Genomic DNA, 25,449 nt, shown 5'->3' with positions numbered 1-25,449 from the left:
TTGAGGCGCCGACCGATGTCGTACGTCCCGTGGAGGCGATGGAGTCGGATGATGCCGAGATCCGGATCGACGCGCACTTCTGCGAATGCCGCGCCAAAGGAGTGGAATGCGAACTTGTCCTTGGCCGCCGGATCGGGGCTCGACTGCGCCTTTGCGCTGATCGGAGTGCCGCCGTGGCGGGCGATCACCGAGGCAAACGACTCCCGCCTCGACCTGGTCTCTGTGGACACGATCCAGCCAGCGTCCGTTTTCAGATTCTCGAGTGCAACGCCAGCAAGCGGCGAGCCCTCCCCGTCGACCGCGGCCGCAAGCAGTTTTTCCTTCGCGGCAAAACACGCTGCCTGTACCGCACTCGACACACTCGCCGAAGTTTGCGAGCCGCCCGACACCGGCGTTTCCGGCATGCGCGTGTCGCCAAGCTCGAACCGTATTTTCCCAAGCGGCAGTCCGAGCGCATCCGCGGCAACCTGCGTCATCACTGTGTACGTGCCCGTGCCGAGGTCCTGCGAACCGGCTTGGACGAGCGCGGTGCCGTCGGCAAGGATTGTCGCCAACGCAGATGCCTTCGAACGGTTCGCCGGATAGGTTGCGGTCCCCATGCCCATTCCGACAAGCCACTGTCCATCCTTCATCGAGCGAGGCGCCGCCGTGCGCCGTGACCAGCCGAACCGCTCGGCGCCCACGCGATAGCACTCTCGCAGCGATTTTGCCGAGAACGGTTTCCCGTCTGCCGGCGATTTGTCCGCATGGTTGCGTAGGCGCAACTCCACCGGATCCAGCTTCAGCGCCTGCGCCAGCTCGTCCATCGCTACTTCCAGCGCAAACGTTCCGGAGGCCTCTCCCGGCGCGCGCTGGTACGTCGGCGTTCCGATGTTGAGTTTGGCGAGTCGATGCGTGGTGTCACCGCTCTCCGACGCATACAACATGCGCGTCTGCAACGCCGACGCCTCGACCCAGTCCTCGAGCATCGACGACTGCGTCATGACCGCGTGGCGAATGGCGAGCAGATGTCCTTCGGCATCGGCGCCGAGCACGATGTGCTGTTCTGTTCGCGGACGACCGCCGACCGGCGCAAACATCTGTGTGCGGTCGAGTACCAGCTTGACGGGTCGGCCCACCAGCTTTGCCGCCATCGCGCTGAGGACCACATGCGACCACGCAGTGCCCTTGCAACCGAATCCGCCACCGACGAAAGGGCACAGAACGCGCACGTCGTCTTCGGGAATCGAGAAGTGTTTCGCAAGCGTCGTGCGGCAGCCGAACACGCCCTGCGTCGCATCGTGCACTGTCAACTTCTTCCCGACCCATTCCGCCACCGTCGCATGCGGTTCCATCGGGTTGTGATTCTGCGAGGGCGTGGTGTAGCGCGCATCGACGCGCACCGCGGACCTCTCCAGCGCCCCGTCGACGTCGCCCCACGCAAGATCGGTCGGCTGACGATTCGCATCCTTCGGCGTCTTCGCCGTCGCCTTTGCCGCATCGAAATCGAGCACTGCAGCATCCGCCTGATAACGGATCATCAGATGCGATGCGGCATGCCGCGCCTGGTCAAGCTGCTCGGCAACCACCACGGCAATCGGCTGCCCGTTGTAGTGGACAACATCATCCTGCAACAGGGACAGCGGACGCAGCGGCGGCTTCTCCTCGTCGACCGCGAATTTGATCGCATTGGTCGACGTGATCACGCGAACCACGCCTGGCATCCGCGCCGCTTCACGGGCATCGATCGCCACCCGGCCAGCCGGTTTGGTGCTCAGCACAAGGATGGCGTACGTCATTCGCGGAAGTGACACATCCGCGGCATAAATCGCCTCACCACGAACCTTCGAAGGCCCGTCGATGCGGTCGATCGAGGCACCGACCGCACTCACGAGACTGCTCCCGCAACCTGCACGGCGCGAGCGATCGCCCGCGGCAACAACACCTGCTTGAACGCATTGCCCGGGAAAGCTTTCGAGCCATCGACCACGCCCTTGGCGGCCTCGCGGATCGCACCCCGGGTGAGCGCTTTGCCGATCAGCTGCTGCTCCACGGCTGTTGCTCGCCATGGTTTCGGAGCGACGCCTCCGAGCGCGATACGAATGTCCGATACGACGCCGTTTTCGATGTGCATCGCGGCGGCGACCGACACCAGTGCGAACGCATAGCTCGCCCGATCGCGGATCTTGAGGTAATGGCTTCCATCGGCGCAGCGGTTTTCCGGCAGATCAATCGACAGGATCAGTTCGTCGTCGGCCAGTGTGGTATCCACCTGCGGCCGCCCGCCCGGCAGCCGATGGAAGTCGCCAACAGGAATGGAGCGTTCGCCCTTCGGACCCTGCACGCGAATCGTCGCGTCCAGCGCGGCGAGCGCGACGTTCATGTCGGACGGATTCGTTGCGATGCAACGATCGCTGGCGCCGAAGATCGCATGCTGGCGTTGTTCACCCGTGAGTGCAGCGCAGCCCGAGCCGGGATTGCGTTTGTTGCATCGCTCGAACGCGGTGTCGACAAAGTAGTGGCAGCGCGTCCGCTGCAGCAGGTTTCCACCGGCGGTGGCCATGTTGCGCAACTGCTGCGACGCGCCTGCGACGATCGCTTCGACCAGCAATGGATAACGTGTACGCACCTCTGAATGTGCCGCCATGTCGCTGTTGCGTGCAGCCGACCCGATTCTCAGACGGCCGTCGGGAAGGAGTTCGATCCGGTCAAGTCCAAGCCCGTTGATGTCGACGATCGTTCGCGGATGCTCGATCTCGCCCTTCATCAGGTCGAGAAGATTGGTGCCACCGCCGATGAAGGCCGCCCCGGCCCTTGCTTTTGCGCGAATCGCGGAATCGACCGAGGAAGGTTTCACGTACTCGAACGGATTCATGCACGCTCCTTCGCGACGACTTCGGCAATTGCGGCGACGATGTTCGGGTAGGCGCCGCAGCGGCACAAATTGCCGCTCATCCGTTCGCGAATCTCGTCGGAATTGACCGCGATCGAGCCGGCCGCACGAACGTTGGCCGATACATGGCTGGGTTCGCCGCGCTGGAGTTCGCCGATCAACGCGGTCGCAGAACACAATTGCCCCGGCGTGCAAAAGCCACACTGGAATGCGTCATGGCGAATGAACGCTTGCTGCAGTGGACTGAGCGACGCGTCGTTCGAAAGGCCTTCCACGGTGCGAATGTCATCGCCCTCATGCATCACGGCAAGGGTGAGGCACGCATTGATGCGGCGATCGTTGACCAGAACGGTACACGCCCCGCACTGCCCGCGGTCGCATCCCTTCTTGGTGCCGACCAGACCAACATGATCGCGCAGCGCGTCAAGCAGGGTCACGCGGGACTCAACGGTCAGCGAATGCTTTTCCCCATTGATGCGCAGCGAAAGAGTGATTGTGGGAGGTGGCCCTTTCCCGGTACCAGCATCGTCGGCCGCAGGGTGCGCACCGACGGTTTCTGACACAAGCCCCGACGCCGCGGCGCCTGCCGTCGCCGCCACCGATCCAAGAAAGGCGCGCCGGCTGACGGCCGAAGGAAACGTTGATGGTGTGGTAGGCATTGCCGATGTCCCTTCGTCGCGGCGGAAGTAACACCCGAGGATGCCGATCACGCAGCGACCTCAGCTGAAGTCGCGGTATGGCATTCACTGCACAGTCATGCCAGTGCTTTTTGCGCGGTACGCACGCCCCGCGCCGTCGCGATTGCCTGGACGATCTCCGCGCCGAACAGGAAAATCGCTGCGGAATAAAACACCCAGACCAGCAGCACGACCAGTGATCCGGCCGGGCCATACGAGCCGCCCACGCCACTGTTTGCGAGGTACGCGCCGATGCCGTACTTCCCGGCGGTGAACAGCAGTGCGGTGATCAGGGCGCCGAACACGGTGTGGCGCCATGAAAGCCGCGCATCCGGCAGGTACTTGAACAGCGCTGCGAACAGCACGGTGAACACGATCGTGGTGATCACCTGGGTGGCCATGTCCCATACCTCGCCTTCCTTGGGCAGCAGCATCCCGAGCACCGCGCTGACCACGAGCGACACCATCAGCACGAACGTCACGGCCGCGAGGATGCCGATCGACAACATCCGACGACGCAGCCATTGCAGCAGAAGGTAGGTGGTCTCCGTCCGTGGCGGCGCGTCGACTTCAAGAATCACGTTGAGCGCGCCCTGCAATTGCGAGAACACCGCGGTCGCGCTGAACACGAGTACGCCGATACCGATCAAGCCGGCGAAGCTTCCGGCCGATGGTTTGGACGACGCGTTTTCGATGATCAGCTGCACGGCCGCCTGTGCATCGTTGCCTGCAAGCAAGCCGATCTGTGCAATCAACTCCGCCTGCGCATTCGGCGACACGGATGCCGCCAGCCACAGCCCCAGCACGAGCAGCGGCGCGAGCGACAGCGCGGTGTAGTACGCGATGCTTGCTGCCAGCGTCAGATCGTCATGGTCGATGAATCCGTTGATCGCCGTCCACGCAATGCGGTGCGGCATCATCGAACCGTTGCGCGCGCTCGCCGGCGGACTGCCCGCATCGGTCGAAGGCTGCTGGAGATCCGGAAGACTCATTCTGCCACTGTCGCCTCAGGACTCATCATCGAGTCGCGCCTCGCCAATCAGCACGTAGATCGGTCGCAATGCTTCCGTGTGCTGGCAGACGATGCGAAAGCACGCGAGCAGCGGCCCGGCCAGAAGAACGCCGAGGATTCCCCACAGCCATCCCCACAGGAGCAACCAGACGAACACGACGACCGGATTGAGCGACAGGCGACGACCGATCACTGTCGGCGTGACGAGCTGACCTTCGATGAACGCGAGCAGGAAGAACACGCCCGGCACGACGAGCGCGTGCCCCATCGCATTGAAGGTCGAAAACCCGACGATGCCGAGAATCAGTCCGGTGATCGCGGCGCCGACATACGGGGCAAAGTTGAGCAGGAACGCCATCGCCCCCCACAGGATCGCATTCGGAATCTGCAGCATCGCCATCGCGATCGCCGTGGCGCAGCCGAGTCCGAAGTTGATGGCTGTGATGGTGAGGAGATAGCGCGACATCTCGCGCTGGATGTCGCGCGCGATGCTGACGACGACGCGCTTTTCCGGCATGCCTGGCGCGATCTCGACCAGTCGGCGCAGAAAATTGTCACCCGAGGACAGGAAGAAAAACACCAGCAGGATCACCGCGGCGACAGCTTCGAGGACACGTGGCGTGCTGGACAGGATTCCCGTCAGCATGTTCGGCGAATCCTTGACGACGACCTGGTTGGAGTTGTCGCCCGGATGGGTGAGGTCCTCGATGGTCTGGGTTGCCCTGGTCGCCTGCACGAACGTCGTCCGGATTTCCCGCATGCGTTCCTGCACCGACTGAATCGCCGAAGGGCCCTTTCCGATCCAGTCGCGCGCGGGTTGTGCCAAGGCAACGATCGCGCCCACCGCGACCACGACGAAGAACAGCACGACGAGACCGCTTGCAAGCGTCCTCGGCAGGCGCGCGCGTTGCAACAGCAGCACCAGTGGCGAGAGCAGCAGTGACAAGAGCAGCGAGAACATGATCGGCGCGAGAATGTCGCGAGCAAGATAACTCGCCGCAAGTGCAGCGATCAGCGCGATCACGACCAGCGAGCGGGCAATGGTCGCAAGCCGCACTGCGACGGGTTTCGCGGGGCGCGAGACAGTCGGAATCATCGCGGGATCGCGTTTTTTCTCGACCTGATCAAGCTCCCCGGTCGGTCGATCGGCCACTGCGCTCATTGCGTCCTTCCCCTGTTGCATCACTTTGGCCCGGATCGGACGACAACGGCGAATCCGACTGCTTGGATAGCGCGGCGAGTGTCACCGAGTGAGACCGGACGGCGACTGAACGGTCTTTCTGCACTGGTCGATGCCGCCCGCAGATCGCGCTCCACTGCGACCGCTCTGCCCTCATTCATCGACCGGGCGATAGCGTTCGGACCATGGCACTCATCGACAGCGACCTCGTCCGGCCGACGGACGCAGGTCTCTTTTGCCCGGCGGGCAATTTTTACATCGATCCGTGGAAGCCGAGCGCAACCGCGATCATCACGCATGCGCATGGTGATCATGCGCGCAATGGATCGGATCTCTACGTCTCCGCCGAGGTCGGATTGCCGCTGCTGCAGGAACGCCTGGCGGGTGCGACGATCGCTGGACTCGCGTACGGCGAGCAGCGTCGGTTCGGCGATGCAACGGTTTCGCTGCATCCGGCCGGTCACATCCTCGGTTCCGCCCAGGTGCGCATCGAAGTCGACGGCCGCGTCTGTGTCGTGAGTGGCGACTACAAGCGTAATCCGGATCCGACCTGCGCGCCGTTCGAAGTTGTGCCATGCGACGTCTTCGTGACCGAAGCGACATTTGCATTTCCGGTGTACCGCTGGCCATCGATGGACGAGGTGACTCGCGAGATCGTCGGCTGGTGGGACGAATGCGCGGCGAGCGGCGTGCCGTGCGTTCTTTTCTGCTATTCGCTCGGCAAGGCACAGCGGCTGCTGGCCGAACTCGCGCTGCGCATCGACCGCCCGGTGCACGTGCATGGCGCAATGATCGCGCTGGTCGAGCGCTATCGCGAACTCGGCGTTCGGATGCTGCCGACGATTCCGGTGTCCGACAGCGCTCGCGGACGGGATTTCGCCGGCGAGCTGATCCTCGCGCCGCCGTCCGCGGCAGGGTCGACGTGGATGCGCCGCTTCGGCAACGCGTCGACCGGGTTCGCATCGGGCTGGATGCGCATCCGCGGCAATCGGCGGCGACGCGGCTACGACCGCGGATTCGTCGTCTCCGATCACGCCGACTGGCCCGGCCTGATCGACTCCATCCGCGCGACCGGCGCCCGCCGCGTACTCCCGACGCACGGCAACACCGATGCGTTGGTGCCTTACCTGCGCGAACTCGGCCTCGATGCCGAGCCACTGCGCACAGATTTCGAGCGTGAGGACTGATGCGCCGGTTTGCAGCGCTGTATGCGCGCCTCGATGCATCGACGGCGACCACCGCGAAAGTCGAGGCGCTTGCCGCATATTTCGACGATGCACCACCCGACGATGCGGCATGGGCGGTGCACGTGCTGGCCGGCGGCAAGCTGAAACGGCTGATCCGTTCGGGAGAACTGCGCGAGCTTGCGGCGGATGCGAGCGGTTATCCGATCTGGCTGATCGACGAGAGTTACAGCCACGTCGGAGATCTCGCCGAAACGATCGACCTGCTGATGGATGCGTCGCGAGAAGCGGTTGACGATGCGCCGCTGCACGTGTGGATCGAACAGCGGCTTGCGCCACTGCCCGCGCTGGACGCAACGGAACGCGGCGCGCGCCTGCTTGCGTGGTGGAGGAAACTGCCGCACGCCGAGCGCTTCGTGTTGAACAAACTGCTCACCGGAAGCTTGCGCGTCGGCGTGTCGAAGCGGCTCGTCGTCCAGGCGTTGTCGAAAGCCAGCGGACTCGAAACTGCGCAGATCGCGCATCGCCTCAGCGGCGACTGGCGCCCGACTGCGGACGCGTTCCGACGGTTGCTCGACCCGGCCGCGACCGCCGCGACCGTGGATCAACCGTATCCTTTTTTCCTCGCTTCGCCGCTCGAAACTCCGGTCGATCAACTCGGCGAGCGGCCTGCGTGGCTGGCCGAGTGGAAGTGGGACGGGATCCGTGCGCAATTGCTCAAGCGCGCAGGCAACGCGATGCTGTGGTCGCGCGGCGAAGAGCGCCTCGACGGTCGCTTCCCGGAAATCGAACAGGCGGCGACCGCATTGCCCGACGGCGTTTCGATCGATGGCGAAATTGTCGCGTGGCGCAACGATGCGCCCCTCCGCTTCGGCGCGTTGCAGAAGCGCATCGGGCGCTTGAAACCGGGAGCAAAGCTGCTTGCCGAAAATCCGGTCGTACTGGTGGCCTATGACCTGCTGGAACAGGACGGCACGGATCTGAGAACGTTGCCGCTGTCGGAGCGACGAGCGCGCCTCGCGCTGTTGCTGGCGTCACAGGATACCGACGCAACGCAGCGCATCCGCCTGTCGCCCACGGTGGACGACGGCGACTGGAGCGCCCTCGCCCGCCGACGCGACGAAGCGCGCGATCGCGGCGTCGAAGGACTGATGTTGAAGCGCCTCGATTCGCCGTACCAGGTCGGCCGGCGGCGCGGGGACTGGTGGAAGTGGAAGATCGATCCGTACACGCTCGACGCGGTGTTGATCTACGCGCAAGCGGGTCATGGTCGTCGTTCCAACTTGTATACCGACTACACGTTCGCGGTGTGGGACGGCGATGTGCTGGTGCCGGTCGCGAAAGCCTATTCCGGACTCTCGGACGTGGAAATCGGCAAGCTCGACCGATGGATCCGCAGCCACACACTCGAACGGTTCGGGCCCGTGCGTTCCGTCGAACCGCATCATGTGTTCGAGCTTGCGTTCGAGGCAATCAATGCCTCGTCACGTCACAAGGCCGGTGTCGCAGTGCGTTTTCCGCGCATCCTTCGCTGGCGCCACGACCTCTCCATTCGCGATGCCGACCGCCTCGATCAGCTCAAGACGCTGGCGGGCGGCTGAGCGCCGCATTGCCGACTGGCTCGCCGTGCGCAACGGCGGGCGCGTCGCGCCGTTCCAGCGCGCGGCGTGGCAGGCGTGGCGCGACGGCGAGAGCGGATTGATCCACGCGCCAACGGGCAGCGGCAAGACGCTTGCTGCGCTCGGCGGTCCGCTTGCGCAGGCGCTGGCTCACGATCCGAAAGAGCGGCCTGGACTGACGCTGCTGTGGATCACGCCGCTGCGCGCGCTTGCCGCGAATCTGTTGGTGCAGCTGCAGGCGCCACTCGCCGATCTCGGCGTCGACTGGCGCGTGATCCGTCGAACCGGCGACAGCGGCAGCCGCGAGCGCACGCGCTTGCGCAAGGGTCAGGTCGAATTGCTCATCACGACACCGGAGAGCCTCGAGCTGCAGTTGTCGTATGACGACGCATCACAGCGCTTTGCGCATCTCGCAACCGTGGTCGTCGACGAATGGCACGAACTGCTCGGCAGCAAACGGGGAGTGCTGCTCGAACTCGGCCTCGCGCGGCTGCGTCGAATCGTGCCTGAACTGCGCACGTGGGGATTGTCGGCAACGCTGGGCAATCTCGATGAAGCGATGGCGACGCTGCTCGGACATGCGTCGGACGGGCGGCTGATCGCATCGCGCTCGCCGCGCCGCGTGATCATCGACACCGCGCTGCCCGACCGCGTGGAACGTTTTGCGTGGGCAGGACATCTCGGCTTGTCGCAATTGCGCCGTGTCGTCGACGCGGCAAGTGCGGCACGCTCGGTGCTGGTCTTCACCAACACGCGATCGCAAGCCGAACTCTGGCACGAGGCGCTTGCGGCTGTGTGGCCGCATCCACCCGAGACACTCGCGATCCATCACGGCTCGCTTGACCGGGCACTGCGGCAGACCGTCGAGGAGCAGCTTCGTGACGGATCGGTGCGCTGCGTGGTTGCGACGTCGAGCCTCGACCTCGGCGTCGACTTTGCCAGGGTCGATGCGGTCATCCAGATCGGCAGTCCGCGCGGCATTGCTCGACTACTGCAACGGGCGGGTCGCTCCAATCACCGGCCTGGCGAGGCCAGCCGCATCCTGTGCGTGCCGACGCACAGTCTCGAACTTGCCGAGATCGCCGCGGCGAGGCGCGGCCTCGCCGCCGGCAGCATCGAATCGCGGACACCATTGCGAGGCGGCGCCGACGTGCTTGCCCAGCATCTGACCACGCTTGCAATGGGCGGTGGCTTCACTCCCGAGGCGGCATTCGACGAAGTGCGCTCGACGCATGCGTATGCCACGCTGACGCGCGACGCGTTCGATGCGGTGCTGGCCTTCCTCGTGCACGGGGGACCCGCGCTCAACGCGTATCCCGATTACCGAAAGATCGTCGAGGTGGATGGCCGTTACACCATCGGCACGCCGCGCATCGCACGACTGCATCGTTACAACATCGGCACGATCGTCGCCGACGGTTCGATCGAAGTGCGCTATCTCAAAGGTGGACGCATTGGTCGCGTCGAGGAAACCTTCGCGGCACGGCTTACCCCGGGCGAGAAATTCCTGTTCGCGGGCCGCAGCCTTGAACTGGTGCGCGTGCGCGACATGACGGCGTGGGTCCGTCTCGCCAACGGCCGACGGAGCACGGTGCCGCGCTGGATGGGTGGGCGTCTCGCGTTGTCGAACGAACTTGGCCAAGGATTGCAGAAGATCCTTGCCGACCCGGGCGCGATGGAGCCGGAGATGCGCCGGCTCGAACCATTGCTCGCACTTCAGCGCGAACGGTCGGCGTTGCCGTCGACCGGGCAGCTGCTGATCGAGCGGATCGCAGCGCGTGATGGCGAGCATCTGTTCGTGTTTCCATTCGCCGGACGTCTCGTGCACGAAGGCCTCGGCGCATTGCTCGCACTTCGCCTCGGACGGATCGCACCGGCGACGCTCGCATTCGGCGCGAACGACTACGGCGTTCTCGTGTCAGCGAAACGTCTGCCAGATCTCAACGCGACGCTGATGAAAACGCTGCTCTCGCCCGATCGGGTTCGCGAGGATCTGCTCGACGGAATTGGCATCGGCGAACTTGCGCGGCGGCAGTTCCGCGAAATCGCGCGCATCGCCGGTCTGGTATTCGCCAGTCATCCGGGCCACGACAAAACCGTACGCCACCTGCAGGCGGGCACCGGCCTGATCCATGATGTCCTTGTGCAACACGACCCGACGCATGTCCTGCTGCAACAGGCCACCGAGGAGGTGCTCGAACGCACGTTCGACTTTGCGCATCTGCAGGCATGTCTGCACGAGCTCGCGCATCGGGAGCCGCTGATGATGCGGCCTGCACAACTCACTCCGCTCGCCTTTCCGTTGTGGAGCGAATGGATCCGCGGCGGGCTGTCGACCGAAGACTGGGAGACGCGCGTGCAGCGGCTCGCTGCCGATCTCGACCGACGCGCTGGATGAAGGCGATCAAACTCCCGATTGCCGGGGAATCGATGGTGCTCGATGCGCGACGAGCGCTCTTCTGGCCAGAGCGACGCTGGCTGATGGTCGCCGACCTGCATCTGGGCAAGGCCAGTCTCCTGCGCCAGGCAGGCGCTGCGATTCCGCGCGGAACGACGACGCGTGACCTTGCGCGTCTGGGGGCGTTGATCGACGACTATCGACCGGATCGCGTCATCGTGCTTGGCGACCTGATTCATGGAGCCGAACGTGCGGCGGCGCCCTGGCTGGACACGCTCGGGGAATGGCGCGAGCAGCACGCCGCCGTAGAGCTCGTTCTCGTTGCCGGAAATCACGATCGCCACATGCCGCTCGCAGCGCTGGGCTTTGCCATCCAGAACGAGATCGCTGCCAAGCCGTTCCTGTTGAGGCACGCCCCTGATCAGGCATCGACGCTTCACGTGCTGGGCGGTCATGTTCATCCCGGTATCGTGATGCGCGATGGACGCACGCGGCTCCGGCTACCTGCTTTCTGGATCAGCGCGAACCGCTCCGTGCTTCCGGCTTTTGGCTCTCTGTGTGGACTCGCACCTCACGGGCCCGATGCAGCCGATCGCGTGTTTGCAATCACGCCCGGCGGCATCGTCGATCTTTCGGGCGAGTCCCGGAATACCTGATCAACGTCCGCAGCCTTGCGAGTGCGAAGCGTCGACTCGCCTCGTCAGGCCTGTACCTTTCTCGGGCGACCCACCACCCGCGCTGCCGGTGCTTGACGGCGCGCAAACTCGCGTTCCACTTCGAGGACGCTGCGCCCGACCGCGGAGATGACTTCATGGAGTGCGCCCAGCGAGCAGTGGAATCGCTGTTTCCAGAGCGCGCGCTCCCACGGCAGCCGCAGCGAGATCGATGCGCTCGTTTCGAGATCAGCAGACTTTGTCTTCGCGGTCATTGCTCTCTCCACTTTTCGTCACGTGCCGTGACCGTTGTCATTCTGCCTCCAATTGAATGAAAGCACACGACTAAAATACGTGTTTCAACTGGGGAAAAACGCTCAGCGACTGCAAACTTTCATTACGCGAAAGCGCTTTCAAGCCGGCGTTTAATACGCATTTCCGGATAATCATCCGACTCCGTTCCGAGGGATTTATCTCGATTCAAATACAAGCTCATCTCGCCACAAGGCGCGCTTTTCGCGTATTGAATCGATCTTGGTAGCGCCGAGCTACTGGTTTTTCGATGTGATTATTCGGCCGAACTGGAACGATCCAACTCAAAAATAGGCTGAGTGCCGTTGGGGGAGAAAATCGAGGTGCGCGAGCCAGAATAAGAAAGTCCAGCGCTGTCATTTGACCAAGCGGCCCGCGCGCGGCAAATGGAGTGGTCATTGGCCTGTATCGTCCACGCCAGCGCGCAACGTTGGAACCCGCGACTCCGCGCGCACCGACATGGCGGCAAAGCCGCGACGAACGGCTACGCTGTCCTCCGGAACTCGGGTTGCTGCGCGCGCGGCCGAAGCACCGGCTGACCGACCAGAGCGGTGCTGTCCAGGGTGGAACAGACCGGGCGCGCGAACGGCGGTCGGCGCGCGCCCTCAGCGGAACCTGGCCGACTCGAGGCGGAACGCAGTGGCGGCAATCCGCCACCGCCATCGCCGCCGGGCAGCGGCATGCTCCGTTGCGCGGGAGAACCTAGCTCTCTGACTTCGTCGACGTCGCCACCTGCAGCTGTTCGGGCTGAAAATGCTTTGTCATGGTCTGGCCATTGTCGACCCATGTACAGATCCAGTTGTCTTCACTGCCACCAAGCGTCATCACCCGAGGGCCACCGAAGATGGGCTCGACCTGGATTCCGCCCACGAAATCACCCTTGTTCATGGCGCCTCACTGGTTTCGATCTGGATGGTTCGCGCCTGGCGCACTGGAGCGACGACCACACGCCATTGTCCGATGAAACATCCAGGAGCGCGCATGGAACGATGCATGTGTGCCGCTGACCTGAGCGGCGCGCTCGCAGCCGAAGCGCGACCATCAACGACGCATCGCTTCGCGCCGGGCCTTGAATCTGCCCAACGCATCTTCAAGGGCTTCGGCGCGATCTCGCAGCAGCTGCAACTTGCGCCGGGCTCGAATGATCTTGTCGATCATCTCTGCGCGCTGCTGCAGCTCGCGATCCGTCATCGGGAAACTCAAGGGATGCAGATCGGCGCACGCGCTGCGCGCTTCCTGCAGGACGCTGACGGCAGCCATCACGGTGGCTGCGGCATTCTGGACGGGCATGAGGTCATCTCTCGAGAAAGGATCGACCCGCTTCGGCGGCAGGCATCGTGCCTGTGGTGCGGAGTCCTTTCTTGAGCCACCGCGAGTCGTCGACCCGGCGGATCCATGGGAGATTCCTCCTCGCGCGCTGTGCGCGATGCGGCCATATTCCTTCGCGACGTGTAGGAAAACGTCGATTCGACGCGTCGCAGCGGCGCGTCACTGCCAAGCCATCGACACCCCGAATCCGGCCGTGACATCCGTACTGCTGCGGGTGAGCCCGTGCAACGCATACAGATCGAGCTGCACGCGGTCGTGCAGCAGAAGAGTGAAGCCGCCGCCGACGCGCGAGTCCGACTCGCCACCGCCTGTCGTGCGTCCTGCTTCGACATAACCGCCGAGGTCACCGCGAATCGGAAAACTGAAGTTCGGAGAGACCGTCCACGTATCGACGCCGCCGCTGTGATCGACGTTGGCGTAAAGCGCAACCGCGCAATCGGCACCGACTTTCCGGGCGAGCGTGGCACCGAGCGAATATACGGGGCGGTCGTTGGTGAACGCAGCGGCTCCGGTATCCGCGGTCGCGCTTGCGAGCAGCGCAAAAGAGAGCGAGTCGACCGGCAACGCGGGCGCCCACTTGAGCGAAAAACGCGTGTCACCGACGCCTTCGTGATGTTCCGTGACACCGTGTGCGCGGACCGACGAACGATTCCACAGCGAGCCGGCGATCTGCAGCTCCAGGGTCCGTCCGAGCCCGGCGCGAAGCGTGGTTCCCGCGGTCCATGAGCGGCTGTCGACGTCGGCAGCATCATCGTGCTGGAAATCAGGAAGTCCCTGCTCGAGGGCAAACTCGCCCTGCCCCAGCACCGATGGCGAAAACGCAATGCCTGGCCGATCGAATGCAGGCGCGTCGGCGAAAGCCGGAACTGCGCACAACATCAATACGACAGCAGCGATGCCCTTGTGGTGAACGCAGCCAAGCGTCTGCGGCACAGCCGGGAACGTCAGTCGAGCGGCGGCAGTCGCATTTCCTGGACTGCCAGCAGAGGCTGCCCGGTCAGCGCCGCGGTGGGGCCCTGCACGTCGGGCATTGGGACCCGCGCTTCGGGATTCATCAACGCGTTCTGCAGAAGATAGCGACGCGACTGCTCGATCCACGCCGGAAGCGTCGTCGACTGCCATTGCTGCATCTGGTCGAGCCATGCATTGCAGGAACGCAGATAGGCGCCCGAGGTGGACCAGTCGAGCTGGGGCACGGGAGGTGGCGGAACGCGCGGGGGATGGGATGCCATGGCCGGACTCTACTCCGGCTTGCCGCGCTAAAGAAGCGGGGCTAACCGGGACCGCCGCCGAACGGCATGTTTGGAGGCGTCATCGGATGCTTTTCCCGACCGCACGTTCAGCCTTCCTCCCGCGCCCGGTCAGTCGACGAGGAAACCCCCTGAGCAGCCGTCTTCCGAGGCGCTTTCGGCATCGCGCCGCAAACTCTCCCACGCCTCTCGCTGCAGGCGTTCCAGCGTCTTGAGAAAATCCGGCGAGTTGGTATCGAGCCGGTCGAGACCGAGGTTCCTCAGAATGTCGTAGCTCATGGTCCCCTTTTCGCAACGAGCAGATTTCAGGAAACGTGCAGCAAATCTCGCGCCAACCGGATCCGCGAGCCCAGGCGCATCGTTCATCGATTCGCGATCGGGACAACTGACACGATGCGCGCGATTGTGACAATCGGCGTCAGCCCGGGTTGGAAAGGCTGCGTCGCTCAGGCTTGCAAAATGTACTTTTGCACCGACCGAGCCCCGGTATGCTCGCGGCAACGCTGCTGTGTTCTGGTTTGATGGCGATCAACGCGCTCAGCAACGGCAGCGCTTCCCGGAATCCGGCGAGGGACACATTGCAGAATTCCACCAGACGGCTCATTGCGCACTCCCGATATCCGACCCGATCAAGCCAAGCAAGGGTTGGGCCAACGGCGATCCGGGCGAAACCTGCGCGAAAGCGAACCCGTTCAAGCTGCGCCGCGATCCCTGCGATCGAGCCCGATGTTTGCTAGGCTCGCGCGCCGCTGCATTCCCGACACGATGATCAAATCTTCCGAATTTCATTTGCGCGGAAATCGCTGCGGTGTGCTGCTGATCCACGGCCTCACCGGCACGCCGACCGAGATGCGTTTTGTCGGAAACGGTCTCAATCGGGCCGGTTTCACCGTACTTGGCATGCAGCTCGCGGGACACTGCGGCGATGAACGCGATCTTCTGGCGACTGGCTGGCGCGACTGGTATGCGAGCGTCTCGGCTGCGGCAGACCGCCTTCGCGAGCAGGTCGATCACCTGTTCGTCGCCGGGCTTTCGATGGGCTCGCTGCTGGCACTGAAGCTTGCGATCGACCGGCCCGACGACGTCGACGGCCTGGGCCTTTATGGGACCACCTTCTTTCATGACGGCTGGGCGACGCCCGCGATCGGGCGTTTCGCGTTCCTGCTCCCGACGCTCACGGCACTCGGAATCGGCCGCACGCGCGTCTCGGCGGAAGTCGAACCCTACGGCATCAAGGACGAGCGGATCCGTCGCAGGATCGTCGGTGCAATGCTGGGCGGCGACAGCCAGGCGGCAGGACTTGCGGGCTTTCCTTGGCCTTCGCTGGCCGAATTCCAGCGCCTTTCGCGCCATGTCCGCCATCGCATCGGGCGCGTACGTACACCCTGCTTCATCGCGCATTCGTCTCACGACGACGTCGCCAGCTTGCGCAACGTTCGCCTTGTCCAACACGGTGTGCGCGCACCGGTGGAAACGCTGTTGCTCGACGACAGCTATCACATGATTACCGTCGATCAGGAACGCAGCAAGGTCATCGCACACACCGCTGCGTTCTTCGAGCGCATTGCCGAACAGCGCGCGGCAGAACTGCCGACCGCTGCGAGCCTGGTTGGCGCGATCGATTGATGGACGCCGGCACGGATCGGCTGCCCACGTTGCGCAACCTGCTGGAACCGGTGGCGCTGGTGCGGCATTTTCTCGATCACCCCCCGATTGATTTCGAAACCGTCGCGCTGGCGTCGGGTACGCCCGCGTTCGTGGCACCCTTCGATCTGCTGACCACGGCCGACGACGCGCTGCGCCGGCGTGTCACGGCATGGCCGTGGCATGAGTGGTGGAGCCGCTGGCTGCGGCCGCGTACGTGTTTCATCGGGACAACCGTGTCGGAATATGCATTGCTTCCCGCGCACCTGGACGCACAGGCGCTGGTCGCGCAGTGGCTCGTCGAGCCGGCGGCGCGCCAGCCCTTTCTGATCGTGAAGGACATTCCTCATGAGTCGCCGCTGCTCGATCAGGCGAGCAACGCGCTTGCGCGTGAGGTCTCTGCTGCATGCGAGCGCGCAGGCTTCGTGCTGCTCGAAGGCCAGGCACTCGCGTGGGTACCGATCGATTTCGAATCGGCCGACGATTACCTCGCTCGACTGTCACCGGGACGCCGCAAGGACATCCGCCGCAAACTGCGCGCGCGCGCCAATCTGACGATCGAGGAGATCCCCACCGGCTCCGACTTCTTCAAAGACTCCGACGTGCGCGACGAGTTCTACGCGCGCTACCTCGAGGTCTACGCGCAGAGCGAGATCCATTTCGACCAGCTCAGTCGTGCGTTTCTCGACGCAGTGCTGCGCGACGCAACATCGAACGGCCTGGTGTTCGTCTACCGCCATCAAGGCCGGATGATCGGGTGGAACCTGTGTTTCGTGGTGAACGACATGCTCGTCGACAAGTACGTCGGGTTCTCGTACCCGGCCGCGCGCGAGCACAACCTGTACTTCGTCAGCTGGATGCACAACCTCGACGTCGCGCGCGAGCGCGAACTGTGCGGCTACGTCGCGGGCTGGACCGACCCCGAAATCAAGGCCTATCTCGGCGCACGCTTCACCTTCACGCGCCACGCGGTGCGTCCGCGCAGTCGCATGCTCAGAATGGTATTGCGTCGCATGGCCGGTCGATTCGAAAGCGATCGGGCGTGGTCCGATGCACAATCGTCCCCTGCAATCGCGCCCCGGGAGGCTTCTGTTGAACACGCCCGTCGTCCTTGACTTCGACCGCTCCGTCGGCCCGTTGCCCGACGCGCGCGTGATCGACCTCGGTCGATGGCAGGAGTCGATCCGCTTTGGATGCTCGCGCCGCGATTTGCGCAGCGTCGCGCGCGAGGTCGAACGCCAACTGCCGGCGCGCCCCGGAACCGTGTTCCTTGGCAGCGGCGATTACCATCACCTGACGTGGCCGCTGGTCGCGCGCCGCGGTGCAGACGGCCCGTTCGAAGTGATCGTGTTCGACAACCATCCGGACAACATGCGGTTTCCGTTCGGCGTGCACTGTGGTTCGTGGGTACGTCGCGTCGCCGCACTTCCGTTCGTCAAGCATGTGCATGTCGTCGGGATCGGATCGTCCGACGTGGGCGCAGGTCACGCATGGGAGAACCATCTGCTGCCGCTGATCCTCGGCAAGCTCAGCTACTGGACGATCGGAGTCGATACCCGCTGGGCGGCTCGCGTCGGAATCGGTCGATCATTCCGCGCGTTCGATTCGCCGGAGGCGTTGCTGGATCGTTTTGTCGAATCGCGACGCGGCTCGACATCCAGCGTGTACCTGTCGATCGACAAGGACGTCCTGTCAGCCGACGTTGCACGCACCAACTGGGATCAGGGCCGGATGACTGACAGGCATCTCTTCACCGCGATCGATGCGCTCGCAGGCAACGTCATCGGAAGCGATGTCACCGGCGATGTCTCCGCGTATCGCTACACGACCTGGTGGAAACGCAAGCTGAGCGCGCTCGACGAGCAGCCTGAGATCGATCCCGGCCAGTTGGCCACATGGCAGACCCAGCACCATGCGCTCAATTTGCGGCTGCTCGATCACATCTGCGCAGTGACTGCCTCAACCGCGTGACGTGGATCGAGCGCACGCGTGGGGGTGGCTGCACAACGTTGCGAACGCCCGACTGTCCATGACCAACGCGCCGGCCGCAAAAAGCGCGTCCGGCCTACGACGTTTCCAGCACCTCGCAGATGCGCTCGAACGTCGCGTCGTCGAGCCAAGGGCTGTTCGAGATCGTCAGCGTCCGTCCTGCAAACGCGCGCGCGTTCGGGACGGGTTGCTCGCCGACCGACGAGCGAAGGTACGCATACTCCGGCAACGCATGAATGAAGAGTCGACTGATACCGACTCCACGACCCCAAAGCGTCGCCAAAGTCGCATCCCGGGCTTGCCGATCGCGCATCATGACCAAGAGAAAGGGCCATACGCCGCGCGCGTCGCCGTGATCGTCGATGACGTGAAGGCCTTCGATTTTTGCAAGGCGAATCCTGCGACGTGCCGCCTGCAAAGCGCACTCTTCCTGGAATGCCGGCCATCGCGCGATTGCGCGCGCTGCGACGGAACGTCGCCATGCGCCGAGTGAGTGCAGCGGAATCTCGTTTGAAAAATCATCGCCAACCGCATCCACGGGATCGTCGCGACGCAACGCGCGCCGCAGTGGAACTCCATAGGCGAGCGGCAACAGCGACGGACGATAGAACAGGTGATAGCCGATCAGTTCGAGCGAGCGACGAAGCTCCCAGCCGATTCGCGGCGGTGCCAGTTCGCGCGAAACAGTCGCGAACGCCTCGCGAACCGTCGCGTCGCGTGCGACCAGCAGTCCGCCTTCATAGGTGGTGAGACCCTTGCCAACCGCAAGGCTGAAGAAGCCGGCGTCCCCGTCGAGACCGACGGAGCGACCTCCGCGGCGAGCGCCGAACGCCTGCGCGGCATCCTCGATCACGTACGCACCGACCGCGCGCGCGATCGACAGCACCGGGTCGACATCCGCCACGCGGCCCGCGAGATGCGTCGGCAGCACCGCGAGCACGTCGCTGTCGCATGCCTCTTTCAGACGATCGCTGTCAACGTCGATCGAGTCGCTTGCAAGATCGCACAAACGGATCTCGAGACCGCAGTGCGCGACAGCGATCGCGACCAGCGGGCAGGTGTATGCAGGAACCACCACGACGCGACGACCGCTCAGCCGGTGCAATGCCGTCAGTGCGATGACCAGACAGGCGGTGCCCGAACATTCAACCTGCACCGACTCGACACCCAAAAGCCGCGCGGCGTGCGTTGCGAGGTCGTCACCCGCCGACGGAAACAGGTCGCGCCAGCGCGGAGGCAATCCGGCGGTCGGTGGAATTTCGCTAGGACGACGGTTTGCCATCGGTTTCACTGAACGCAAGGCAGACGATGCCCGCAAGGATGAGCGCACAGCCGATCAGTTGCGGCGCGCCGACACGCTCGCCGAACAACAACACCGACAGCGCGATCACGCTGATGACCTCCAGATGCGACGCCGCGAACGCCGGACCAATCGGCGCGTGTTCGAGCAACGTCATCCAGGTGAAAAATGCGCCGACGTAGCACGCGATCGCGGCGTACACCCACGGCGATGACAGGATTCGCAGCAGCCATTCAGTGCTCGCCTCCGGCGGCATCGCGTGGTTGGCGGTGAGCTTGAAACAGATCTGCGCGAACGTGTCGAAGCACACGAGCACGAAGAATCCAACAAGATAGAAGCGCTTCATGTGGATCCGCCGAACCCGACCACTGCGACGCCGCCGGCAATGAGCAGGATGCCCATCGTCCGCAGCGGCGACAACGTCTCCGCGAACAGCACGCGCCCGGCGATCATCACCGCAACGATATTGATTGATCCGAGAAGGACGCCTTCGGACAGGGGTACCAGCGACAGAAACGCGAGCCAGACGAGGAATTCGCCGACGTAGCAGCCGATGCCCCACCAGATCCAAGGCCGCGCGGCCATTCCCTTCCAGCGTGCGAGGCCCGCACCGAGGTGATCTTCTGCAGCCGCGGCCTTGAAGGAAAGCTGCCCGAAAGTGTCAAGCAGTACGTTGGCCATCCAGAGAACAACGACGGTCGCGGACATCGGCTCGGTTTCCGGAAAGGTCGCGCGATCGCGGCGGCGCAGTATGCCCGGCAGCCGTAGTGGCTGTCGAAGCGCATCAACCGTGGCGCACCCGCGCTTGAAGATCGACCCACGCCCGGCGATCATGCCAGCCACCCGCATTGCCGCCCGTGCGCGACCACCTCTCGGAGAACAGGAATGAGCAGCGTACAGGACACCGTGTTCGACATCATTGCAAGGGAGTCGGGAATCGATCGCGCGCGCGTCGTGCCGGATGCGACCCTGAAGGAACTCGAGATCCAGTCACTCGACGCGGTTCAGATCATTTTCGAGATCGAAGACCATTTCAAGATCACGATGCCCGATCGCGATCCGAACTTCGACACCGAATCGGTCGGGGGCCTGGTCGATGCCGTCGAGAAACTCGTTGCCGAGCAGACCACCGACCCGGTCGCGAAAGCCTGATCCCGACGATCCGCGCATGCATCGCGTAGTCATCACCGGCATGGGGGCGGTCACGCCGCTCGGCCATAGTGCGATCGACACCTGGGCCGGGATGCGCGAAGGGCGCGTGGCAATCGGTCCAATCTCCACCTTGCCAGCGGAATCGCTGCGCTTCGGCATTGCCGCCGAAGTGAAGAACTTCAACCCGCTGGATCACTTCGACGAAAAGCGCTTGCTGCTGCTTGATCGCATTTCACAGTTTGCGCTGGTTGCCGCGCGCGAAGCCGTTGCGCAGGCCGGCATCGATTTCTCGCTCGACGGGATCGGCGAAAACACCGCGGTGATCATCGGCAGCGGCGTCGGCGGCGAACAGACCCACGATGCCGCGTCGCGCCGGTTGTACGGCGAGAACAATCCACGCACGCATCCGCTGACGATCGTGCGCCAGATGACCAATGCGCCCGCGTGTCACATCAGCATCGAACATCAGCTCAACGGACCCGCGTTCGCCGTCGTGAGCGCGTGCGCGTCGGCCAATCATGCGCTCGCCCAGGCGTTTCACATGGTGCGCAGTGGGGTCGCCGATGCCGCGCTCGCGGGTGGCACCGAAGCCAGCATCACGCTCGGCGTGGTCAAGGCATGGGAAGCGATGCGCGTGATGGCTGACGACACCTGCCGGCCCTTCTGCAAGCAGCGCCGAGGCATGGTGCTCGGCGAAGGCGCAGGCGTTTTCGTGCTCGAAACGCTCGAGCACGCGCAGCGCCGTGGAGCCACGATACTCGCCGAGTTCGTGGGTGCGGGCATGTCGGCAGACGCTGGCGACATCGTGTTTCCGAGCGAAGCCGGAGCCGCACGCGCCATCGGGCGTGCGCTTGCCGATGGCGGTCTCGACGTCGGCGACGTCGACTACATCAATGCGCACGGCACCGGCACGCCAGGCAACGATCCCACCGAAACCAGAGCCATTCGGCGCGTGTTCGGCGAACAGGCAGACCGCATCGCCGTCTCGTCCACCAAGTCCATGCACGCGCATGCGCTCGGCGCGGCCGGTGCAATCGAACTGGTCGCGGTGATCGGCGCATTGCGCGATGGCGTGCTGCCGCCGACAATGAATTTCATCGATCCGGATCCGGACTGCGATCTGGATTATGTCCCGAACGTGGCGCGCGACATGGACGTCCGCGCAGCGCTCAGCAATTCGTTCGCATTCGGCGGACTCAACGCGGTTGTCGCATTGCGGCGTGCCCCTTGATGCACGCGCGCCGAGTGCGCAGTGGTGACCCGCGCAGCGTGACGCCGATATGGCTCTCCCACGACGTGCGACGCATGCACGCGCACGCGTTTCGTTCCCGTACAGCGCCTCATCGGTAGCGTGCGTTCCCGAGCGAGCACCGGACCTGGTGCGCAGCAGTGGAGGAACACATGAACATGTCGAGCAAGAGCCTGATGCTGGCCGTCGCCATCGCGATCGGCGGTGCCGGTGCCGCCTATACGGCGCCCGTGCAAGCGCGTGTGTCGGTGCAGATCTATGCGCCAAGCGCACCGCCGGCGCTGAGGATCGAGCGCGTTCCGGGACCACGCCACGGGTACACCTGGGCACCAGGCTACTGGTCGTGGGGCCACAAGCGGTACAACTGGCGCAAGGGGCACTACGTGCGTGAGCGTCACGGCTACCGCTACAACGCACCGCGCTGGGAGCAGGATGGCAATCGCTGGCGCTATCACGGCGAACGCTGGGATCACTGATTGCTCCTCTGAATGACGAAAAGGCCCGCACTGGCGGGCCTTTTCTTTTTGACTTTTCGCGTCAGCCCGTCAAAAGATCGGCGCGGGCGTTCCCTCCGTAGCCGTCGAAGCGGGTTCCACGAGTGGATCGTCCGATCGCTCGTCAGGCGCTTCGACCACCAGGCCGCGCGATCGAAGAGCGGCAACGTAACCGCCCTCCTTCACCAGTTCGGTGATCGGGAGCAACGCCAGCGTCACGCGGTTGTTCGACAGGGCTCGATCCGCGGCGACAAGCCATGCGCCCTTGATGCGTTGTTCGATGTCGCTCAGGCCCCGTTCCCGCGCGAGATCGCTCCGCACCACCGCGTTTCTGCACGCGGTGAGTTGATCGGTATACGTCAGGCTGCGCAGGGATTGCAGATCTGCTGTCGCCCACGCGTTTGCCCGCTCGCGCATCGTTTCGAGATCGGTGTCGATGCGATCGAGGGTCTTCCGGAAGCAGTCGACGTCATCGAGCGACCCGTTTTTGAATTCCTTGATCGCTTTGCGCGGATCCTCGACCCGCAGTTGCACCTTCGTCTCGACGATTGGAACACCAGCACGTTTTGCGGCGGATTTGACCGCCTTTTGGGCCAGCCCGGAATCGGTCAGTCCCGATTTGCGGATCGCAGATTCGTACAGATCCACCGCGGCAAAGATCGGACGCCACTCCTCGACCCTGCTGCTGCGACCGATGTATTTCTCCTTCAGCACGAGCCAGCGGGCATAGAGATCCGCCGGGATGACCTCCTTCAGCGTGGCGTCGTCGGGATTCTTGCGCACGCCGACGAGCGACGGCAGCAGTGCCAGTTTGCCGAAAAAACCGATGTCAGCGTCGACGCCGACCTGTGGGCTGTCGAGCAGTTCCTGCGCTTGCGCGAGGACCGCGTCGACTTCCTTCGACTTCCATTCGATGTCTTTCGGCAACGGCGCGAGCGTGCCGAGGATCCACAGCACATGGTCTCCGCGCGAGACCTTCCACAACCCCGGCCCGGGCTGTTCGCCGCTCACGACGACGGTGGCCATCTGCGCGGCATCCACTGCGGGCGGTTCCGCCGCTCTGGCGACCGAGATGGCGCAGCCCGATCCGAGCAGGGCTGCAAACGCGAAACGCATCATCCTGACGCTCCATGCTTGATCTGGAAAGAGCGCGATTGTTCGTGGTTCCGCCGTCGCGTGTATCAAGAACCGGTTAACCGGCGACAGCGATTCATCCGCCATTGCCCGAGTGTCGCATTCGGAATGCCATCGACAATCACACCGATCGCGCGAGCTCCGCTGCCACGGATCTGGCAGCATCGAGCGTGGCCGCCACGTCGGCGCGTGTATGTGCCGTCGAGACGAACAGGTTTTCATACGCACCCGGATGGAACAACACACCGCGGCTGAGCATGCCGTGCCACCAGCGCCGGAAGATCTCCTGATCGGCATGCCGCTCGGCATCGCGATAGTTGTGGATTTCTTCCGTTGCAAACCACACCTGCATCAGCGGACCGATGCCGACGACATACGCCGGAAGGCCCGCATCGTTCATGATCTTCGCCAGTCCCGCTCGCAATTCGTCGGAGACCGCATCGAGCGTCGCGTACAACTGCGGCGTCGCCAGTTCGTCCAGTGCCGCATTCGCCGCCGCAATCGCGATGCCGTTTGCGCTGTACGTGCCAGCCATCGACACGGTGCCGTTGGCGACCAGCGCCATGATGTCGGCGCGACCGCCCATTGCTGCGACCGGGAAGCCGCCGCCGATGCCTTTCGCGAACACGGACAGATCCGGCGTGATGCCGAGGCGCCCCTGCGCGCCGGCGAGACCCAGGCGGAAGCCGGTGATGACCTCGTCGAAGATCAGCACGATGTCGTGCTTGCGTGTCAGCTCGCGCATCGTTTCGAGGTAGCCGGGCTTGGGCAGGATGCAACCGGTGTTGCACATCACCGGCTCGGTCAGCACCGCGGCGATGGTGTCGCCCTCACGCGCGATCACCTCCGCAAGCGCCTCCGCGTCGTTCCACGGCAGGATGATGAGATTGTCTTCGACGCCCTTCGGCATGCCCGGACCCTGCGGCACCGCGACGGGGCGAGCGTCCGGACCGGCCTTTGCGATCGACGGATGCTTGCTCCAGTACACGCCATCGGAGAAGCCGTGGTACATGCCCTCGAAGCGGATGATCTTGCTGCGCTTCGTGAACGCTCGCGCGAGGCGTGTCGCGTACAACACGGCTTCTGTGCCCGTGTTGCACAGACGAACCTGCTCCACACTTGGGACCGCGTCGATGATCTTCTGCGCGAGGCGCGCCTCGTCTGCAGTCGGCAACGCAAACACGGTGCCCCGGTTCTGGATGAAATCAACCACCGCCTGCGTGACGCGCGGCGGGCGATGGCCGAAGATCATCGGCCCGAGGCCGAGCAGGTAATCGATGTATTCGTTGCCGTCGACGTCGCGCAGTCGCGAGCCCTGCCCGCTTTCGACGAACAGCGGATACGGCGACCAGCCGGCCCACGTCGCACGCGCCGTGCTGTTGACCCCGCCAGGAATCAGTGTGCACGCCGCGCCGAACAACGCGGCGCTCCGTTGCGTGTCGAGACCGGGGACGAGTCCGGCGTGCGAAGAAGATGCAGCGTTGTCTGCCATGTCGATGTTCAAGAATGCGGCTCCACAGATCGGATCATCCGCGCCATGGCGCGGGATCGGGAATTGCGCAGGGTTCAAACCCGCGGGAAAGCGCCGATGCTGACAGGCGATGTCGCGTCAGGCGAGCAGTTTTGTCGATGACGGGGACGCGTCGACACCGTGTGCAGCCAGTTCGCCGGCGATCAGCGTCGGCAGCAGGTCGAGTGCGTCGGCAAATCCGGTGATCGGCACATACGGAATGCCCGCCGAACGGCAATGTTCGATCAGGCGATGCTTGGCGAATACCAGATCCGCCTCGCCGGCGACGCAGAAATCGGAAGCGCCATCGCCGATCAGCAGCACGCGCTTCTGTTCGCTGCGCGCACGTCCGGCGCAGGAACACTTGCAGTTGCCGCTGGCGACCCGGCATTGCGGGTTGCCGTACGGAAAATCGAGCTGCCATCCGCTTTCGCCCACCGATTCGAGCCGGTTCGCGATGATCGGAACGTCGTCGAGGCCGTAGCTTCCAA

Annotated in this window: 27 protein-coding genes and 1 pseudogene; 10 read left to right on the top strand and 18 right to left on the bottom strand. The window is 64.1% G+C overall.

Features of this window, described 5'->3' with window-relative positions:
• The 5 genes from ABIV12_RS00690 to ABIV12_RS00670 all read right to left on the bottom strand — a co-directional run.
• Positions 1-1,871 (bottom strand): xanthine dehydrogenase family protein molybdopterin-binding subunit (locus ABIV12_RS00690; RefSeq protein WP_348055195.1); only part of this gene is annotated, 1,871 nt, incomplete at its 3' end.
• On the bottom strand, positions 1,868-2,854 hold the full coding sequence (locus tag ABIV12_RS00685; protein ID WP_348055193.1) for a xanthine dehydrogenase family protein subunit M: 987 nt from the start codon (positions 2,852-2,854) through the stop codon (positions 1,868-1,870). The genes ABIV12_RS00685 and ABIV12_RS00690, both read right to left, overlap by 4 nt.
• Positions 2,851-3,531: a 2Fe-2S iron-sulfur cluster-binding protein gene (locus ABIV12_RS00680; RefSeq protein WP_348055191.1), complete on the bottom strand. Its 681-nt coding sequence runs from the start codon at positions 3,529-3,531 to the stop codon at positions 2,851-2,853. Before ABIV12_RS00680 ends, ABIV12_RS00685 begins: the two co-directional genes overlap by 4 nt.
• 95 nt (positions 3,532-3,626) lie before the next feature.
• On the bottom strand, positions 3,627-4,541 hold the full coding sequence (locus ABIV12_RS00675; RefSeq protein ID WP_348055189.1) for a YihY/virulence factor BrkB family protein: 915 nt from the start codon (positions 4,539-4,541) through the stop codon (positions 3,627-3,629).
• Between the two features lie 15 nt (positions 4,542-4,556).
• Positions 4,557-5,723, bottom strand: coding sequence for an AI-2E family transporter (locus ABIV12_RS00670; RefSeq protein ID WP_348055187.1), 1,167 nt, complete (start codon positions 5,721-5,723; stop codon positions 4,557-4,559).
• 203 nt (positions 5,724-5,926) lie between these two features.
• Between ABIV12_RS00670 and ABIV12_RS00665 the strand changes: the two genes are divergently transcribed.
• The 4 genes from ABIV12_RS00665 to pdeM are packed head-to-tail and all read left to right on the top strand — an operon-like array spanning position 5,927 to position 11,598.
• Positions 5,927-6,928 (top strand): ligase-associated DNA damage response exonuclease, encoded by a 1,002-nt coding sequence (locus ABIV12_RS00665; protein WP_348055183.1) that lies wholly within the window; start codon positions 5,927-5,929, stop codon positions 6,926-6,928.
• Positions 6,928-8,526: an ATP-dependent DNA ligase gene (locus ABIV12_RS00660; protein WP_348055181.1), complete on the top strand. Its 1,599-nt coding sequence runs from the start codon at positions 6,928-6,930 to the stop codon at positions 8,524-8,526. The genes ABIV12_RS00665 and ABIV12_RS00660 overlap by 1 nt, the downstream gene beginning before the upstream one ends.
• A complete protein-coding gene (locus ABIV12_RS00655; protein WP_348055179.1) occupies positions 8,483-10,942 on the top strand; it encodes a ligase-associated DNA damage response DEXH box helicase in 2,460 nt (819 codons plus the stop codon). The genes ABIV12_RS00660 and ABIV12_RS00655 overlap by 44 nt, the downstream gene beginning before the upstream one ends.
• A complete protein-coding gene (gene pdeM / locus ABIV12_RS00650; protein ID WP_348055177.1) occupies positions 10,939-11,598 on the top strand; it encodes a ligase-associated DNA damage response endonuclease PdeM in 660 nt (219 codons plus the stop codon). The genes ABIV12_RS00655 and pdeM overlap by 4 nt, the downstream gene beginning before the upstream one ends.
• 44 nt (positions 11,599-11,642) lie before the next feature.
• Here the strand turns inward: pdeM and ABIV12_RS00645 are convergent, their stop codons facing one another.
• The 7 genes from ABIV12_RS00645 to ABIV12_RS00615 form a co-directional block, all read right to left on the bottom strand.
• On the bottom strand, positions 11,643-11,870 hold the full coding sequence (locus tag ABIV12_RS00645; RefSeq protein ID WP_348055175.1) for a DUF3606 domain-containing protein: 228 nt from the start codon (positions 11,868-11,870) through the stop codon (positions 11,643-11,645).
• 739 nt (positions 11,871-12,609) lie between these two features.
• Positions 12,610-12,795 carry a hypothetical protein gene (locus tag ABIV12_RS00640; RefSeq protein WP_348055173.1) on the bottom strand — a complete coding sequence of 62 codons (186 nt, stop codon included), beginning with the start codon at positions 12,793-12,795 and terminating at the stop codon, positions 12,610-12,612.
• Positions 12,796-12,948: 153 nt separating this feature from the next.
• Complete coding sequence (locus ABIV12_RS00635; RefSeq protein ID WP_348055171.1) at positions 12,949-13,197, bottom strand: hypothetical protein; 249 nt, start codon at positions 13,195-13,197, stop codon at positions 12,949-12,951.
• A gap of 198 nt (positions 13,198-13,395) precedes the next feature.
• Positions 13,396-14,115 (bottom strand): transporter, encoded by a 720-nt coding sequence (locus ABIV12_RS00630; protein ID WP_348055169.1) that lies wholly within the window; start codon positions 14,113-14,115, stop codon positions 13,396-13,398.
• Positions 14,116-14,180: 65 nt separating this feature from the next.
• A complete protein-coding gene (locus tag ABIV12_RS00625; protein WP_348055167.1) occupies positions 14,181-14,468 on the bottom strand; it encodes a hypothetical protein in 288 nt (95 codons plus the stop codon).
• 129 nt (positions 14,469-14,597) lie between these two features.
• Positions 14,598-14,765: a hypothetical protein gene (locus tag ABIV12_RS00620; protein ID WP_348055165.1), complete on the bottom strand. Its 168-nt coding sequence runs from the start codon at positions 14,763-14,765 to the stop codon at positions 14,598-14,600.
• 139 nt (positions 14,766-14,904) lie between these two features.
• Positions 14,905-15,090 carry a hypothetical protein gene (locus tag ABIV12_RS00615; protein WP_348055163.1) on the bottom strand — a complete coding sequence of 62 codons (186 nt, stop codon included), beginning with the start codon at positions 15,088-15,090 and terminating at the stop codon, positions 14,905-14,907.
• A gap of 161 nt (positions 15,091-15,251) precedes the next feature.
• Here ABIV12_RS00615 and ABIV12_RS00610 point away from each other — a divergent pair, with 161 nt between their 5' ends.
• The 3 genes from ABIV12_RS00610 to ABIV12_RS00600 are packed head-to-tail and all read left to right on the top strand — an operon-like array spanning position 15,252 to position 18,101.
• A complete protein-coding gene (locus tag ABIV12_RS00610; RefSeq protein ID WP_348055161.1) occupies positions 15,252-16,112 on the top strand; it encodes an alpha/beta fold hydrolase in 861 nt (286 codons plus the stop codon).
• On the top strand, positions 16,112-17,245 hold the full coding sequence (locus ABIV12_RS00605; protein ID WP_348055159.1) for a GNAT family N-acetyltransferase: 1,134 nt from the start codon (positions 16,112-16,114) through the stop codon (positions 17,243-17,245). The genes ABIV12_RS00610 and ABIV12_RS00605 overlap by 1 nt, the downstream gene beginning before the upstream one ends.
• A complete protein-coding gene (locus ABIV12_RS00600; RefSeq protein WP_348055157.1) occupies positions 17,223-18,101 on the top strand; it encodes an arginase family protein in 879 nt (292 codons plus the stop codon). The genes ABIV12_RS00605 and ABIV12_RS00600 overlap by 23 nt, the downstream gene beginning before the upstream one ends.
• Positions 18,102-18,195: 94 nt before the next feature.
• Here the strand turns inward: ABIV12_RS00600 and ABIV12_RS00595 are convergent, their stop codons facing one another.
• From ABIV12_RS00595 to ABIV12_RS00585, 3 genes are read right to left on the bottom strand one after another with little or no spacing between them, the layout of a single operon-like run.
• Positions 18,196-19,401, bottom strand: coding sequence for a DegT/DnrJ/EryC1/StrS family aminotransferase (locus tag ABIV12_RS00595; RefSeq protein ID WP_348055155.1), 1,206 nt, complete (start codon positions 19,399-19,401; stop codon positions 18,196-18,198).
• Positions 19,382-19,765: an EamA family transporter gene (locus ABIV12_RS00590; protein ID WP_348055153.1), complete on the bottom strand. Its 384-nt coding sequence runs from the start codon at positions 19,763-19,765 to the stop codon at positions 19,382-19,384. The genes ABIV12_RS00595 and ABIV12_RS00590 overlap by 20 nt, the downstream gene beginning before the upstream one ends.
• Complete coding sequence (locus tag ABIV12_RS00585) at positions 19,762-20,127, bottom strand: hypothetical protein (protein ID WP_348055151.1); 366 nt, start codon at positions 20,125-20,127, stop codon at positions 19,762-19,764. The genes ABIV12_RS00590 and ABIV12_RS00585 overlap by 4 nt, the downstream gene beginning before the upstream one ends.
• Before the next feature lie 177 nt (positions 20,128-20,304).
• Here ABIV12_RS00585 and ABIV12_RS00580 point away from each other — a divergent pair, with 177 nt between their 5' ends.
• The 3 genes from ABIV12_RS00580 to ABIV12_RS00570 all read left to right on the top strand — a co-directional run bounded on the left by ABIV12_RS00580 (position 20,305) and on the right by ABIV12_RS00570 (position 22,296).
• Entirely contained in the window at positions 20,305-20,571 is a 267-nt protein-coding gene (locus ABIV12_RS00580; RefSeq protein ID WP_348055149.1) for a phosphopantetheine-binding protein, read from the top strand.
• A gap of 16 nt (positions 20,572-20,587) precedes the next feature.
• On the top strand, positions 20,588-21,802 hold the full coding sequence (locus ABIV12_RS00575) for a beta-ketoacyl-[acyl-carrier-protein] synthase family protein (RefSeq protein ID WP_348055146.1): 1,215 nt from the start codon (positions 20,588-20,590) through the stop codon (positions 21,800-21,802).
• Positions 21,803-21,972: 170 nt separating this feature from the next.
• Entirely contained in the window at positions 21,973-22,296 is a 324-nt protein-coding gene (locus tag ABIV12_RS00570) for a hypothetical protein (protein ID WP_348055144.1), read from the top strand.
• Positions 22,297-22,365: 69 nt separating this feature from the next.
• On the opposite strand, the gene ABIV12_RS00565 is transcribed toward ABIV12_RS00570, so the two are convergent.
• The 3 genes and pseudogenes from ABIV12_RS00565 to ABIV12_RS00555 form a co-directional block, all read right to left on the bottom strand.
• Entirely contained in the window at positions 22,366-23,433 is a 1,068-nt protein-coding gene (locus ABIV12_RS00565; protein ID WP_348055142.1) for a TraB/GumN family protein, read from the bottom strand.
• Between the two features lie 136 nt (positions 23,434-23,569).
• Entirely contained in the window at positions 23,570-24,952 is a 1,383-nt protein-coding gene (locus ABIV12_RS00560) for a glutamate-1-semialdehyde 2,1-aminomutase (protein ID WP_348055140.1), read from the bottom strand.
• Positions 24,953-25,057: 105 nt separating this feature from the next.
• A pseudogene (locus ABIV12_RS00555) lies at positions 25,058-25,449 on the bottom strand (phosphatase); the annotation flags it as partial.

The sequence above is a fragment of the Dokdonella sp. genome, from assembly GCF_039926425.1.
Classification (GTDB): Bacteria; Pseudomonadota; Gammaproteobacteria; order Xanthomonadales; family Rhodanobacteraceae; genus Dokdonella_A.
The sequence above is the reverse complement of the archived record's forward strand: the minus strand, read 5'-3'. Positions and strand labels throughout refer to the sequence as shown.